Source organism: Marinobacter sp. VGCF2001 (assembly GCF_049943275.1).
Lineage (GTDB): Bacteria > Pseudomonadota > Gammaproteobacteria > Pseudomonadales > Oleiphilaceae > Marinobacter.
The window spans coordinates 302,493-316,556 of sequence record NZ_JBNFVX010000001.1; the positions used below are offsets into that span (position 1 = coordinate 302,493).

General features: G+C 55.3%; 11 protein-coding genes and 1 pseudogene. 1 reads left to right on the plus strand and 11 read right to left on the minus strand.

The genetic code is table 11. The features are described from left to right. Positions 1 to 169: 169 nt before the first annotated feature. From ACP2AU_RS01350 to prpD, 10 genes are all read right to left on the minus strand, one after another. Complete coding sequence (locus ACP2AU_RS01350) at positions 170 to 1,294, minus strand: glycosyltransferase (RefSeq protein WP_426373973.1); 1,125 nt, start codon at positions 1,292 to 1,294, stop codon at positions 170 to 172. Further along, complete coding sequence (locus ACP2AU_RS01355) at positions 1,291 to 2,433, minus strand: acyltransferase family protein (RefSeq protein ID WP_426373974.1); 1,143 nt, start codon at positions 2,431 to 2,433, stop codon at positions 1,291 to 1,293. The genes ACP2AU_RS01350 and ACP2AU_RS01355 overlap by 4 nt, the downstream gene beginning before the upstream one ends. Then, on the minus strand, positions 2,433 to 3,590 hold the full coding sequence (locus ACP2AU_RS01360; RefSeq protein ID WP_426373975.1) for a glycosyltransferase family 2 protein: 1,158 nt from the start codon (positions 3,588 to 3,590) through the stop codon (positions 2,433 to 2,435). The genes ACP2AU_RS01355 and ACP2AU_RS01360 overlap by 1 nt, the downstream gene beginning before the upstream one ends. Beyond that, positions 3,587 to 4,486: an XrtA system polysaccharide deacetylase gene (locus tag ACP2AU_RS01365; protein WP_426373976.1), complete on the minus strand. Its 900-nt coding sequence runs from the start codon at positions 4,484 to 4,486 to the stop codon at positions 3,587 to 3,589. Before ACP2AU_RS01365 ends, ACP2AU_RS01360 begins: the two co-directional genes overlap by 4 nt. Before the next feature lie 28 nt (positions 4,487 to 4,514). Continuing rightward, on the minus strand, positions 4,515 to 5,801 hold the full coding sequence (locus ACP2AU_RS01370; RefSeq protein WP_426373977.1) for an outer membrane beta-barrel protein: 1,287 nt from the start codon (positions 5,799 to 5,801) through the stop codon (positions 4,515 to 4,517). Then, a complete protein-coding gene (locus tag ACP2AU_RS01375) occupies positions 5,794 to 6,690 on the minus strand; it encodes a polysaccharide biosynthesis protein (RefSeq protein ID WP_426373978.1) in 897 nt (298 codons plus the stop codon). The genes ACP2AU_RS01370 and ACP2AU_RS01375 overlap by 8 nt, the downstream gene beginning before the upstream one ends. Then, complete coding sequence (locus ACP2AU_RS01380) at positions 6,690 to 8,207, minus strand: XrtA system polysaccharide chain length determinant (RefSeq protein ID WP_426373979.1); 1,518 nt, start codon at positions 8,205 to 8,207, stop codon at positions 6,690 to 6,692. Before ACP2AU_RS01380 ends, ACP2AU_RS01375 begins: the two co-directional genes overlap by 1 nt. A gap of 39 nt (positions 8,208 to 8,246) precedes the next feature. Next, positions 8,247 to 8,891, minus strand: coding sequence for an XrtA/PEP-CTERM system exopolysaccharide export protein (locus ACP2AU_RS01385; RefSeq protein ID WP_426373980.1), 645 nt, complete (start codon positions 8,889 to 8,891; stop codon positions 8,247 to 8,249). Positions 8,892 to 8,955: 64 nt separating this feature from the next. After that, a complete protein-coding gene (locus ACP2AU_RS01390) occupies positions 8,956 to 10,368 on the minus strand; it encodes a TIGR03013 family XrtA/PEP-CTERM system glycosyltransferase (protein ID WP_426373981.1) in 1,413 nt (470 codons plus the stop codon). A 144-nt stretch (positions 10,369 to 10,512) separates the two neighbouring features. After that, a complete protein-coding gene (prpD, locus tag ACP2AU_RS01395; RefSeq protein WP_426373982.1) occupies positions 10,513 to 11,991 on the minus strand; it encodes a 2-methylcitrate dehydratase in 1,479 nt (492 codons plus the stop codon). A gap of 282 nt (positions 11,992 to 12,273) precedes the next feature. Between prpD and ACP2AU_RS01400 the strand changes: the two are divergent. Continuing rightward, positions 12,274 to 12,804, plus strand: a pseudogene (locus tag ACP2AU_RS01400) (DVUA0089 family protein); the annotation flags it as partial. Between the two features lie 78 nt (positions 12,805 to 12,882). On the opposite strand, the gene prpF reads toward ACP2AU_RS01400, so the two are convergent. Then, on the minus strand, positions 12,883 to 14,061 hold the full coding sequence (gene prpF / locus ACP2AU_RS01405; protein ID WP_426373984.1) for a 2-methylaconitate cis-trans isomerase PrpF: 1,179 nt from the start codon (positions 14,059 to 14,061) through the stop codon (positions 12,883 to 12,885). Positions 14,062 to 14,064: the final 3 nt, after the last annotated feature.

Here is a 14,064-nt window from a genome sequence, read left to right on the forward strand (position 1 = left end):
TGGGCATCTTTAGGCTGATTCTTGTTGAGTATACAAGACAGCCGCTGCAGTCTTTCGTTTGGCTCTAATCCCCAAAGCTCCTCTACTTCAGCCTGAAACCTGGAAACAGGAAGCCGCAGAACCAGGTAGGTTAAGCGCGCCAAGACATACCGAAAAAAGAACAAAGCCTTCAAGATGCCACCACCCCGTTATATACGCGCAGATACTGTTCGGCCATTGATCTTGCAGACAACTCTCCGGAGACTTTATGAAAAGCGTGCTCAGTTTTCCGATGAGTGGCCTCTGTCTCGTTGAGCACGAGTTCTATGGCATCAACCAACTCTGAAGCAGGATCCGTTACCAGAACGCCGCTATCCCCTTCATCCAGAACAAACGGGATCTCGCCAACATCGGTAGATACAACGGGCAGGCGGACAGCCATCGCTTCGAGCAAGGTGATCGGCAAGCCCTCGGTAGACGAGGAAATAACCAATGCAGACGAGCGCGCCATCAAAGCAGGCACATTGTCGCAATACCCGGGCAAGCAGACATCGCTGCCAAGACCGAGACGTGCAACCTGGTCTTCCAGATCCTTACGCAGCATTCCATCGCCAACAATCAGCAATCCAGCTTTAGTAGCAGATTGTTTGATCACACGGAAGCTATCAATAAGATGACTGAAGCCCTTTTCGTTCGATAGACGACCAACCCCCAGAATCACCTGCTCATGGGTGCTAAAAAACTCTTCCAGCGCCTCTGGCAAGGGTTCAGATGCCTTGCGCTGAGTGTCGTCTACCGGCAGTCCGTTTCTTATTGTCGTGAGGCGACGGGGGCGAATCAGGCCCGTTGATAGTTCCTTCTTCATCGCCGCGCCAACCATGACCACTCCATCCAATCGACTGATAGCCAGTCGATCAAGCAATTCATATACCCACATCCTTGAAAAGCGACGCGCGTGAACGTACCCGTGTAAGGTACTCACAACGGGAACCTTCCGACTAAACCGACCAAAGAGAGACATCAGAATATTGAACTTGTACCCGTGGGAATGCACCAGGTCGACACCCCAATGCTCAGCCCACTCACAGATTTTCCGAGTTTCCGAGTAGTTCAAGCCCGGAGTCATTCGCCAAACTACAAACGGCAATCCCAGTTTCTCAGCCTCGATCTCAAGCGGCTTTTGGTGAATCCCTTGCTCACCGGCACTGAGAATCATGGGCTCCAGCCCCTGTTTGATTTGCTCTGCTACCAGAGCCAACAGCATTCGCTCTGCGCCGTACAGGCCGCCACTATCAATCAGGTGCAATACCTTCAACTGGAACGCTCCCTGGCCGCGAGGCTCTCCATTCCGGATGGATTACCCGCCTTCGGTGAGCGTCCAGGCTTTGCTCCCACTACCTCATAGCGGTGCTTTAATCGCAGGAATCGTTTTTCGAGAAAATGGTAAGACGCTGAGGCAAGCACACCACTGAGAATCACGCCAGCCAGGAGCTGTAACCACTCGGGGAGAAAATTCAGTTTGCCGCCGGCCTGCAGGCCCCATACATGCCACAGATAGATCGGGTAGGATATAACTCCGAGATAGACCGACACAGGGTGATTCATCCAGCCCCAGAAAGCCCCTGAGCTGAGCCTGATCAATTGCAGCAATAGAATCGCGAGTAACAACGCATCAACCGTAAACGCCGGGCCGTAGGCATAATCGCCGCTGCCGTACTCTTTTGACAGGAACAACAGGCCCAGGGGGATAAAAGGCATCCAGAACCGGCTGCTGATGCTATTGAACACAGACAGCCAACGCGGCTTTTGCGCCAGAAACGCCAAAAGGCATCCCAGAGCCAGGTTATCAAATCGCGTATCAAACGCGTTGTAGGCGTAGGATGGTCCGTAGTCGAGGTAGGTGTAGGAATAGGAGCGCCAGGCCAATACAACCAAACTGGCAATAATCAGGAAAGCAACCGCGTACTCTCGGCCGCGCCTCATCAGAAATACGAAAAGCATCGGCCAGATCAGATAGAACTGCTCTTCAATGGCCAGAGACCACACATGCGCAATGGACGACGACGAATGTCCCTCCAGCGCGTTGTGGTAGTTCATAAAATAGAACAAGCCGGGGACTATGGTTTCTTTGATGTCGTCATTTCCGCGGAACAAATCCCACGAAATCGATACCAGTAAGAAGGCGTAGTAAGCCGGGAAGATGCGAAGAGACCGACGCATATAAAACTTTCTGAATGAAACGGTTCCCGTTTTGGCATGCTCCTTTAGCAAGAGCCAGGTAATCAAAAACCCACTCAGAACGAAGAAGCCAGCCACGCCATGGCGTGCCGAAAAGAACAGCGTGCCTACCCCTGAGTGAGCCAGTACCACGGCCATCACGGCAACCATTCGAAATCCATCAAGCCCGGGGAGTTTTTTCTCCTCCAGCAAGGCTTCCAGGTTGGGCAATGCCATTATCCCTTCCTTGGGTTCCAGACAACCTTCTTCTCGCCCTTGGAGAAGGCGACAAATGCCTTAAAGGACGCAAGGTTTAACAACACGAAGTAGTAAGGCAGGGCATACACGGTAGAAAGCGATTGCCCCCGGCTCTCTTTTTGATAGCCCGCCCACGCGAAGTAAAGAAACAGGCCGTACCCTATCGCGGCTAACGCATACAACCCTTTCACCGGCGCCAGGTAAAGGGCAGCAATCGCAAGGGTTATCATGGGTGCAAAGGCCGCGTAGCGCAGCAGCTTGTGGGAGATAAGCTGCCAGGCAAACACTGGATCGTTGGCCGGGCTCATGAGCTGTTTCATGTCTTTGAGCGCCCACAGTGCACGCAGGCTTACCCGCACCCGCATGCTGAATTCACTGCCCCCATCGCTTAACGCTTCTTCCTTGAGCAGCGCCCCAGGTTCATAAACAACGCGGTACCCCTGCTCAACCACTTTGAGTGGCTGAACAAAATCCGGCAACTGATCGGCATTCAGCTCGGAATGCAGTTCTTTACGCATGGCGTCAATGCCACCATCAACGCCTACCACGGAGCCTACCAGAGTCTCCTGTGCCCTGAGCCAGTTCTCGTACTTCATGTAAGCGCTGCAGCCGTCGCCTATCAACGCGCCCTCAGGGTTCACATAGACCATTTTTCCGGTTACGTAACCCACCGACGGGTCGTTGAAGTTACTCACCAGTGCTTTCAGGGCTTGATGATCCCATTCGGAGTTGGCATCCGAAAACGCCAGGATCTCCCCTTCCGCATGCTGTTTGAGCATGTTGAGCCCCGCGGTCTTGCCCTGACGGGGTACCTGACGAAAGAGTTTGACCGGGAAAGGCGCATCAGCGGCAACCGCCTGGACAATCTCGTCGGTCCCATCCTCCGACTCATCGGAAACCACCAGGATCTCCAATTGCTCCCTGGGATATTCCAACGCCAGCTTGTTCCTGAGTGTAGCCTCAATGTCTTTCGCCTCGTTGTAGGCGGCGATAAGAATCGAGACTTTCGGCTGGTAAGCGCCGCTTTTGTTTACGGGCAAAGGTCGTGCGGATGCCAGCAGTTTGATACAGACGGGATAGCCAAAATAGATATAAGCCAACAACAGAAAAGATATCCAGAAAACGGCGACCATCATGCCACTCCTGCCACAGAGCTGGAGCCTGGCGTGTGCAATGAAGGTTCAAGAATCCCTTCGCTCTCCAATACCTGGCTCATGGTGGTAAACCGGAAATCCGACAACAACCGGCTTAACCGCTGTTCGCACACATCCAGGTTGTTGTAATGGCGAAAACGGGAGAACCACTTCACATCCAGGCGCGGTTGGTCTGGGTCTACTTCCCACGGATGAAGGTAAAAAACGAACGGCCTTCCCAGCCGATTTATGGAGCCCAGTCCGTATCGACTGAACCAGTATGGAAACAGCCGGAAATAACCACCGCCCGCAATTGGCAGGGTGTAACCCGGGAACTTGAGCGTACTTAACGGAAATTCGGCCAGCTCATAACCTTTGTCCGTGGTCAGACGGTGCGGCCAACGCGGCGTTCCCGGCATACCGTAGCGGTCGTGGTGTACTGGAAAGATGGAGGAATCCCAGGTAAACCCCTGCTCAGCCAGGATATCCAGGGCCCATCGGGATTGGTTGGTGATAGAGTAGCTCGCCGCGCGATACCCCGTTACTGGCGCACCAAGAATGTCCTCAAGAATAGCCTTTGAACGCCGGGTTTCTTCCTCGAAAACTTCGGGGGTTTGGTTGTAAATCAATTGGTGACTGTAGCCATGGCTGGCGACTTCGTGACCTTGATCAGCTATCCGTCTCACCAGCTCCGGAGATCGCTCAGCCACCCATCCAAGGGTGAAAAACGTCGCCTTCACGCCCGCCCTTTCGAATAGCGCCAGAATGCGATCTGTATTCGCCTCAACCCGATAATCCATGGAAGACCAGTCATCGTAGCGAACGGCCTCTGCCAACGCGGCCACCTGGAAGTAATCTTCCACATCAATTGTCAGGGCGTTCTGTCTCGGTTCTTTCATGGCCATAGCCTCACACTTCCTGTGTTGATCACCTCAGTCGGTATTCCAACCCCACCAACACCCAGTTCTCATCATACTCCCGGCTGGCAAAATCGCTGGATTTGGTGTCGTGCCCTACCCTGGCCAACACGCTTAAATCCCGAGTGGCCTGGTGCTCGGCCCCGATCACAAGCCGGGCGACTTCGTCCTGGCTGTCGTCACTTTCATAGTTCAGGTGGTCGAAACCAAGCCCCAGATATCCGGTGGTAAGCTCCGAGAACTGCCGGGAGTAACGGGCGTTTATGCCGGCCTTGTCTTCCCTTTCATCGCTTTCAAGATAATCCGAGCGATAGGCATACAGGTCGAGATTGAACGATGAGGCGTCAGAAAACGTTTTTTTAAAGCCGGATGCCAGCGCACTGTTCTCAACGGTAATGCTTTCCCTAAGGTTGAATTCAAATTCGCCAAAACGCAGATCGAGCGTCGACGTTCGGTCCGTCAGTTCACGGGAGGCATTCAGGTACCATTCGGTGGTCGGATTGATCTGCCGGGTCAGGTTGAGCTCCCCGACAAACCCATCGCTTGACTGGCTGGTATTGGCGTAATCCGTTTCAACCTCGCTCACACCTACGGACCCGGAAAGCGATGTGCTGGCCCACCGGTTTTCGAAGGTGATCTGGGCGCTGCTGACATCAACTTCGGCACCGTAGTCGAACTCTGTCCGGCTATGGGAAACGCTGAGGCCGCCGGTAAAGGTGGAGCTGAACAGATGATTCCAGGCAATGGAGCCGGTGTAGCGTTCGCTATCGGTTTCCTCGGGCTCGTCGTACTCCGTATTTGCATAGCGCGCCGACAAATTGAGCCAGTTGGTGTCGTTCAGGCGCCAAAGGTACCGTGGGCCCGTGCTGAACACGTTTTTGCGGGTACGATTGTCGGGGATATCACTCTGGCGGGTGTCCTGATTGACTTCCCTGAGGTTGTTGCTCGCTTCCCAGTAGAGCTGATTGGCGAGCTTGCAATCACCCTCAAAATTCATTTCGGCGAAGCTTTCGTTATCAAAGGTTTCATCCTGCCAGAACGAGTAACCCAGGGTGCCGAGGAAGTCGGCGTTACAGCGCCCGGGCTCCGTCTGGTAACCCGCAGTCAGGTAGGTACGGGTCTCCAGATCGCTGTCTTCATTGACCTCAGCTTTACGGGCATTGTCGGTAAAGCGACTGTCCAGGCCAAACGTAATCTCGGCTTGCGCAAACGCCGGAAATGAACAGGCACCTGCTGCCAGCATCAGCGGCGTGATTGTCGCTGCAACGGCCTTTCTTACCCTCAGCTGATCAGCCATTGATCACCGCTCCCACGAATTTATCCGGGTTAAAGGCCGTTGCCGCCCGTTCCGCCGTTGCCGCCGAGATCCTGCCGTGCGGTACCACCAGCATGGCGTAGTCACATAGCTCAGTAAGGATTCGGGCATCGGGGGAATCTGATATCGGGGCCGTGTCCAGTACGATAAAACGGTCCGGATACCGGCGCCGGATGGCCTGAAGAAACTGCTTCATCCGGAACGATGTGAAGAATTCCGCCGGCGTTTCCCGGCGGCTACCGGCCGGGATTAGTCGTAGCCGAGGGATGCCCGTCGGATACAGAATCCGGGCGATGTCGTAATCCGGATCTTCCAGAAAATCGGTCAGGCCGGTTTCCGGCATAACATCGAGAGTGGAATGCAGAGACGGCTCGCGCAGGTTGCAGTCGATGATTAATGCTGTTTTCGCCTGGTCAAAGGCAAAGGCCGCCGCCAGGTTGAGGGCCACAAACGAGGAACCGGCTTCGGTACTGGCGCCGCTGACTACCAGGGTGAAGTTGTTGCCACCGGAGACCTCAAGAAGCTTGGTTCGCAAGTCACGAAAGCGGTTCACAAGCGCCCGGTTGCGGGACTCAGGATAGATGATACGCCGTTCATCAAGATCATCGGGCGTAAGCTTTCTGGGCTCCTGCATCCGCACGATCTGCTTGCTGATTACGTATTTATCAACCGCCCCGGGCCCCAATTCAAGAGAGCTGGGTACCAACATCCGTGAGTCTTCGTCATCACGGAAATCGAGTTCTTGTTTCAAACGCTCCTTCCGCTTCAGCCAGAAGGAATGCTCCTCGGTGCCAGTCTCGGTTGGCTCAGCTGAAGCATCCTGCGGCTTGGTGGAATCGTATCCGGGCTGATCATTTTGGTGTTCCGGCATCAGATCACTCCCATTTGAGCTAGCACAACGATGGTCACGTACGCCGCGATGGTGAGCACCGCAAAAAAACCAATCAGAGCAGTGACCTTCCGATCCCTGCGTTTCTCATAGGGCGTTCGCACCTGGGGAATTTCAACCAGCACAGGCAGGCCAATATCTTCTTCCAGCTGTTTTCTCGCGCGAATTCGCGGATCAACCTGCAGCAGCCCTGCCACCGCGCCAAAAGGGGCGGCTAGCCCGAGAAACAAGCCGGCGGCCGCAAACATGGAAAACTGTGGGCCTGATGGGGTGCGGGGAAACTGCGCGACTTCATTGATGCGGTAATTCAAGCCCTGGCCCTCGATATCAAGATGCATAGATACCCGCGCCTTCTCCCGGCGCTTCAGCAGGTCATCATAGATCTCGCGATTGACCTCCATATCCCGGGTGAGCTCGGAATATTGGGCTTTGTTGGCCTGAATGCGTTCCATTCGCTTGGCCTGCTGCTCCAGCAGGCGGGACAGGGATTGTATCCGGGTCTCAACGGTGGCCATGTCTGCCCGGGTGGTTGAAAGGTTGGCCTGCAATTCCTGGTAAAGCGGATTGACGGTCTCTTCACCTTCAAGCGAGCTCCTGTCTGCCGGTCTTTCCACCGCCTGATCCCGTTGCTTTCGGAGCTCTGCCAATTGTTCCCGGAGTATTACGATGTCCGGATAGGTGTCGTGATATTGCAGCCGCAGGCTATCCAGTCGCTCTTCGAGTATGCGAATGCGTTCGCGATAGCTGTCCTGGGTCCGGCCCTGTCGAATCGTCGGCCGTATACCTGCGAGCTGGCCTTGCAGGGACGCCGCCCGGGTTTCCAGCTCTTTCTTTTCGAGCTCCGCCAGTTCCAGCTGGTTGCGCAACTGCGCCATGCGCGAATTGGCTTCCTGTTCGGTACCATCGGTATTCTCAGAGAGAAACTGCTTCAGCCGGTTTTCCGCCTGAGTCAGTTGCTGCTCGTAACTTTTCACCTGTTTATCGATGAAATCGTACGCGTTTCGGCTCTCCGCCCGCTTGCGATCCTTGGTTTCTTCGATAAAAACCTGGCCCAGGCGTTGGGCAACCCGGAACGCTTCCATCTGTGAGGTTGAAGAAAAACCGATACTGAAATAACTGTCACCGCGCGGTCGAACCGACAACCCCCCACGAATGCTGGCAATACGGTATTCGAGGGGCTCGGGGTCTGTGGGCGCATCCGGGTAGATGTTGCGGTCCAGAGCGACCTTCTCGATCAGGCTCCGGCTCATCAACAACTCCTTGGCAGCAGAGGTCCGGTCGCTTATCTCCGTGGCGACGGCCCGGCCTTCCATCAACGGTGCGATGATGTTGCGGTCGTCCACGAAGATAACGGTCTCGGAGGTATATTTGTACGGCCAGACGAAGCCGGCACCGAGAACGGCAAAACTCACGACCACGAACGCCAGGAAGGCCAACCCCTTGCGGCCCCGTACCTCACGGATGATTTCCTGCGGTAACTGGGATAATGGTAATGCCATGATCTAACCCACCTGTTGGTCAGTACACTCAATGACCATTCAGAAGCTGCGCTCCGGGATGGTGAGAATATCGCCGGGCCGCATACCATAATTGGTTTCTACCCGGCCTTTATTGAGAATGTCGTCCAGCTTTACCGGTATGGCAACGATCTCGCCCTCAAACTTGCGATAAAGCATCGCATTGTTCAGCGCCGCAAATTCGTTGGCACCGCCGGCGTTCAGAAAAATATCCAGTACCGTCATACCGCTCCGGTGCGGCACCGAAATTGACTGGCGCACAGCGCCGGTTACCCGCACCCGGTTTGTAAACTCATGGCTGCCCATAGAGGTAACCACAACGCTCACCTGAGGCTCCCGGATGTACTCGGTCAAAGAGGTGCGAATGGAACTGGCCAATTCTTCCGGGGTACGGCCGCTGGCCTGCACATCGCCTACCAGGGGCACTGAGATTTTGCCGTCAGGCCGGACCGGCACGGCAATACTGAGGTCTTCGTTGCGCCACACCGACACCCGGACGACGTCGGTTGCTCCCAATACGTATTGGTCAACGCTGTCTCGGGAATCCACGGCCAGGGCGCGCTGGATCTGGTCTGATGAGGATGCGGAAGGGCCGGCACAACCTGTGGCCAACGCTACCGCCATGAGGGATACAATGAACCCTTGGATGAGATACTTCCGTGACATTTTTATTCCTCGCTGTTGAGGTCCGTGCTGCATTCCATGTTCCGGGAACAGCTGACTTCCGGAACTACCTTGATCCTTTTTTGAACAATACCACTTCCACTGTTTGAATTATAACCAACAGATCAAGAAGTAAACTCTGATTCTTGATGTAGTAGAGGTCGTACCGCAGTTTTTCCCGGGTGTCTTCTTCGTTGTCTGCGTATGCAAAGCAAAGTTGCGCCCAGCCGGTCAGGCCCGGCTTGACCCGGTGCCTTTCCGCATAAAACGGAATCTTTTCAGACAGCTGCTCAACAAAAACCGGCCGTTCCGGCCTCGGCCCGACAAAAGCCATGGTGCCGTTGAGCACATTGAAAATCTGTGGCAGCTCATCAATGCGAACCTTGCGGATAAACTCACCAACCCGGGTTACCCGCGTGTCGTTTTTCTGCGCCCAGACCGCGCCATTTTTTTCAGCGTCGGTGATCATGGAGCGGAATTTGTGCACCCTGAACACCCGGTTGTTCAATCCCACCCGCTCCTGGCTGTATACCACCGGTGCTTTAAAGCCATCTTCCAGTTTGATGGCGATGGCCGTAAGAATCATGATCGGGAATGTCGCCAGCAAAAGAGCCCCGGAAGCCAGAATATCCAGCGCCCGCTTACCGGCCCCGTACACAGACGAGACAGTAAAGCCGTCCGAGAACACCAGCCAGCCATGGGTGATCATCTCCAGCGCAACCTTGCGGGATTCCCGCTCGTAGAAATTGGCGCCATCGATAATCTGCACGCCTTCCATCTTGCACTCGAGGAGATCCTCCATGGGCAGCCCCCGGCGGCGATCATCCACCGCCACGACAATCTCTCGCACCGGATGACGGAGGACATACTGGTGCAGCGAGACCGGCAGATTGATGAGGTATTGCTCGTCCACCTCAACGGTGTCTTCAGGCATGGGGACAAAGCCATCCAGGCTGAAGCCTTTCCGGTTGAAGGGGGTGGTCAGGTCTTCAAACATCTGTTTTGCGCGGCGCCCGGCACCCAGCACCAGCACCCGGCGCTTGAAACGGTCTTTGCCCACCACGGCAAAGAAAACGATGCGGGCGATTCCCAGTGCGAAGATCGCCAAGACAGTGGCAGAGGTAAGCAGCCCGAAACTGCCGAGGTACCAAAGCCAGTCATCGGCAACGAAATAGGCAAAGCCGTGTAACGGAATGGCCAGAATCATCGCCATGATGGTTCGCAGCATCATTCCGGACATACCTTCCTCTACCCGGGACTGATGAACGCCCAGAGCGATCATAACAATCAGGTTGAGGAGCGCAAAAACGGTAATGGCAGGAAGAACAAAAACGAAATTATCGAGGAAGAAGCCGGGCTCGCCAAAGAAGCGGAAAAAAACCGCAAGTGCGAACGACAACCCCATAACGACCAGATCGATCAGGCCAAGAATGACAAATGGCAGGTGAATATAGTGTCTGAACAATCTGACGTGGGCCACGTCGACTCCTTGTGCGGTTTTTACTGCACTGTACTGCAAGCATCCTTTGCTACACACTGTAACAAACCGTTACACGATTGTACTGCAATTCCCTGAAACTGCAATGTGGCCTGGTTACTGATTCCGTTCGATTTTACAAATATTTTATAGTTTCGACACAAAATCGTGCACCGGCATAACTTCAAGCCGGGCAAGACTTTCACAGCAATCCATAATGGCCTCACATTGCTGGGCCGGAAACCGGGTTTTCAGATTAGCCCGGAACTTTTCCACCAACAGCGGCATCCCCTCTTCCCGCCGCCTCCGATGCCCGATGGGATACTCCACGGCGACTTTTTCAGTGCTGGTGCCATCTTCGAAGAACACCTGCACCGCATTGGCAATTGAGCGCTTGTTAGGCTCCAGGTATTCGCGGGTGTATCGTTCGTCTTCAATCACCTGCATCTTGTTGCGTAAACGGTCAATGTCCGGGTGCGCCTGGTGGAAGCTGTCCTCGTAATGCTCGGCGACCAGGTTGCCGAAGATCAGCGGCACCGCCGTCATGTATTGCAGGCAATGGTCGCGGTCGGCGGGGTTGGCGAGCTTGCCCTGCTTGGAGATGATGCGTATTGCCGATTCATGCGTGGTGATTTCAATACGGTCGATCTCATCCAGCCGGTGCCTGACTTGCGGGTGCAAGGTCACCGCAGCCTCGGCGGCGGTCTGTGCATGGAATTCTGCCGGAAACGAGATCTTGAACAGGATATTTTCCATCACGTACGAGCCGAAGGGTTGAGGCAGGGAGAAGCGGCGCGCCTGCTCCGGCTTTACCGACTGGTCGCGGTTGGTTTTCGCGAATAAAACGTCGTAAAACCCCCATTGCGGTGCGGTCAAAACACCGGGAATTCCCATTTCTCCACGCATGGCAATGTCTGCCAGCCGCACGCCGCGGGAGGTGGCATCACCCGCCGCCCAGGATTTTCGGGAGCCGGCATTGGGCGCATGGCGGTAGGTGCGCAAAGCCTGGCCATCCACCCAGGCATGAGACAGAGCTGAAAGCATCTGCTCCCTGTTGGCCCCCATCAGCTTGGCACTGACGGCGGTCGAAGCGACTTTCACCAGCACAACGTGGTCCAGCCCCACCCGGTTAAATGAGTTTTCCAGGGCCAGCACACCCTGGACTTCGTGAGCCAGAATCATCGCCTCGAGTACCGCCTTCATTGCCAGGGGCGCCTGCCCATTGGCCACCCGTTTTTGCGAAAGATGGTCGGCAACCGCCAGAATCGCACCCAGGTTATCGGAAGGATGCCCCCACTCAGCCGCCAGCCAGGTGTCGTTGTAATCCAGCCAGCGAACGGTGCAACCGATATCCCACGCGGCTTTGACCGGATCAAGACGGTAAGGTGTGCCGGGCACCCGGGCCCCATGGGGAACATGAGTGCCCTCCACCAGCGGGCCCAGATGCTTGGTGCATTCGGGAAAACGCAGCGCCAGCAAACCGCAGCCGATGGTATCCATCAGGCAGTAGCGAGCCGTTTCCCAGGCCTCGTCGCTGTCTATGCGGTAGTCGAGAACATAATCGGCGATGTCCTGCAGCAGCCCATCGTATTCCGGGCGCTCGTTGAGATCGTAATTATCAGCCATGAAAACCTCCCTTCTCTCAATATAGGTTCCACACCCCACAAGCGCCAACTCCGGTCTTCAGTGTCATGTTTTTTTACACTTCGTACTGAGAGGCAACCTGTAAAAATCACAACACACTGTTTTATTTGAAGAAAACCATGCAGGCACAAAACTTGCCTTAAAAGCGCCGCCCAGGCTCTGGGAAAACCAATACTTTCAAGGAGATGAAAGATAATGAAAGCCATGAAGTATGTTGCAGTTGGCTGTTTGATGACGGTAAGCGCGGCTAGCCAGGCGGCTCTCATCAATTTCACCGGTGAAATCGAGAACCACAATGATGTGGTTTACACCTACTTCACACTGAATCAGGACACATCGAATGTTCGGGTATGGACCGACTCATACCAGAACGGAACGAACTTTGACCCCATCACCGCACTCTGGAAAGCCGACGGCAGCCGGATCGCCGAGAATGATGACGACGACAGCATCAACCCGGGCACACAGTCCAACTATGATTCGGGCTTCAATTTGTCGTCTCTGGCGGCCGGTGATTACATCTTCACCGTGGCCACCTACAATAATTTCGCAGTTGGCACATCACTCACCGATGGTTTCAGCTTTGATTCCGAGGCTCCGATCCTGTTGGCAGACTGGGATCAGCCAGCCAATGACGTGAACATGGGGCCGAACTGGAGCGTATGGCTGGACGGCGCCGATTCAGCCTCCAATCCGGATGCCGGCAACCCGGTCTCGGTTCCGGAGCCTGGCTCTCTGGCACTGTTGGCCGCTGGGCTTCTGGGCCTCGGTGTACGCCGCAGACAGCGTGCCTGAGCAAACGCTGGTCGCCTGAAAACAAAAAGCCGGGGCAAGTTATGCTCCGGCTTTTTCAATGGTTACCCTATCGCAACATCAAAAACTGTCGCCGGGCACCCTTACCCAACCTTCCATAATAACCCGCGCACTGCGGCTCATGATCGCTTTGGTCGCAGTCCACTGACCATTCACTTCCTTCGCCTCTGCACCCACCCGAAGCGTTCCGGACGGATGCCCAAAAGTGACATGAGTACGATCCCCGCCGCCGGCCGCCAGATTCACCAGCGTACCGGGAATTGCCGACGCCGTAGCAATGGCCACCGCTGCAGTGCCCATCATGGCATGGTGCAGTTTGCCCATGGAAAGCGCCCGAACCAAAACATCGATATTCCCGGCATCGAGGTGCTTACCGCTGGATGACACGTAATCCTTTGGCTCGGCCACGAAGGCCACCTTCGGAGTGTGTTGGCGGCTTGCCGCTTCCGCAATATCGGCAATCAGGCCCATCTTTACCGCCCCGTGGGCACGAATGGTTTCAAACATCGCCAGTGCCTTGGGGTCGCTGTTGATATCGCTCTGCAACTCGGTGCCCTGATAGCCGATGTCTCCGGCATTGATGAAAATGGTTGGAATACCGGCGTTTATCATGGTGGCTTTCAGGGTGCCAACACCCGGCACATCCAGGTCGTCCACCAAATTGCCGGAGGGAAACATCGCGCCGTCACCATCGGCCGGGTCCATGAACTCGATCTTCACTTCCGCTGCCGGGAAGGTCACGCCATCCAGTTCAAAATCACCGGTTTCCTGTACTTCACCGTTGGTGATGGGCACATGGGCGACGATGGTCTTGCGGATGTTGGCCTGCCAGATACGCACCGTGCAAATGCCATTCTCAGGAATCCGCTCTTTGGCCACGAACCCGCCATTGATGGCGAAGGCGCCGACGGCCGCCGTCAGGTTGCCACAGTTGCCACTCCAGTCGACAAACGGCTTATCGATGGAAACCTGGCCGAACAGGTAGTCAACATCATGATCCGGTTGCGTAGACGCTGCCAGAATCACCGATTTGCTGGTGCTGGAGGTGGCGTTGCCCAAACCGTCAATCTGCTTTTCGTAAGGGTCCGGGCTGCCAATCACCCGCAACAAAAGCTTGTCCCGCGCTTCACCGGGTACCTGACAGGCTTCGGGCAGGTCCTGGAGGCGAAAGAACACGCCTTTACTGGTGCCACCGCGCATGTAGGTGGCGGGAATACGAACTTGAGGGGCAAAACTCATTGA

Excerpts from the sequence above, each read along its gene's own strand:
- ACP2AU_RS01355 (WP_426373974.1), bottom strand. The coding sequence starts at position 2,433 with ATGGCATTGCCCAACCTGGAAGCCTTGCTGGAGGAGAAAAAACTCCCC.
- ACP2AU_RS01360 (WP_426373975.1), bottom strand. The coding sequence starts at position 3,590 with ATGATGGTCGCCGTTTTCTGGATATCTTTTCTGTTGTTGGCTTATATC.
- ACP2AU_RS01365 (WP_426373976.1), bottom strand. The coding sequence starts at position 4,486 with ATGAAAGAACCGAGACAGAACGCCCTGACAATTGATGTGGAAGATTAC.
- ACP2AU_RS01370 (WP_426373977.1), bottom strand. The coding sequence starts at position 5,801 with ATGGCTGATCAGCTGAGGGTAAGAAAGGCCGTTGCAGCGACAATCACG.
- ACP2AU_RS01375 (WP_426373978.1), bottom strand. The coding sequence starts at position 6,690 with ATGCCGGAACACCAAAATGATCAGCCCGGATACGATTCCACCAAGCCG.
- ACP2AU_RS01380 (WP_426373979.1), bottom strand. The coding sequence starts at position 8,207 with ATGGCATTACCATTATCCCAGTTACCGCAGGAAATCATCCGTGAGGTA.
- ACP2AU_RS01385 (WP_426373980.1), bottom strand. The coding sequence starts at position 8,891 with ATGTCACGGAAGTATCTCATCCAAGGGTTCATTGTATCCCTCATGGCG.
- prpD (WP_426373982.1), bottom strand. The coding sequence starts at position 11,991 with ATGGCTGATAATTACGATCTCAACGAGCGCCCGGAATACGATGGGCTG.
- prpF (WP_426373984.1), bottom strand. The coding sequence starts at position 14,061 with ATGAGTTTTGCCCCTCAAGTTCGTATTCCCGCCACCTACATGCGCGGT.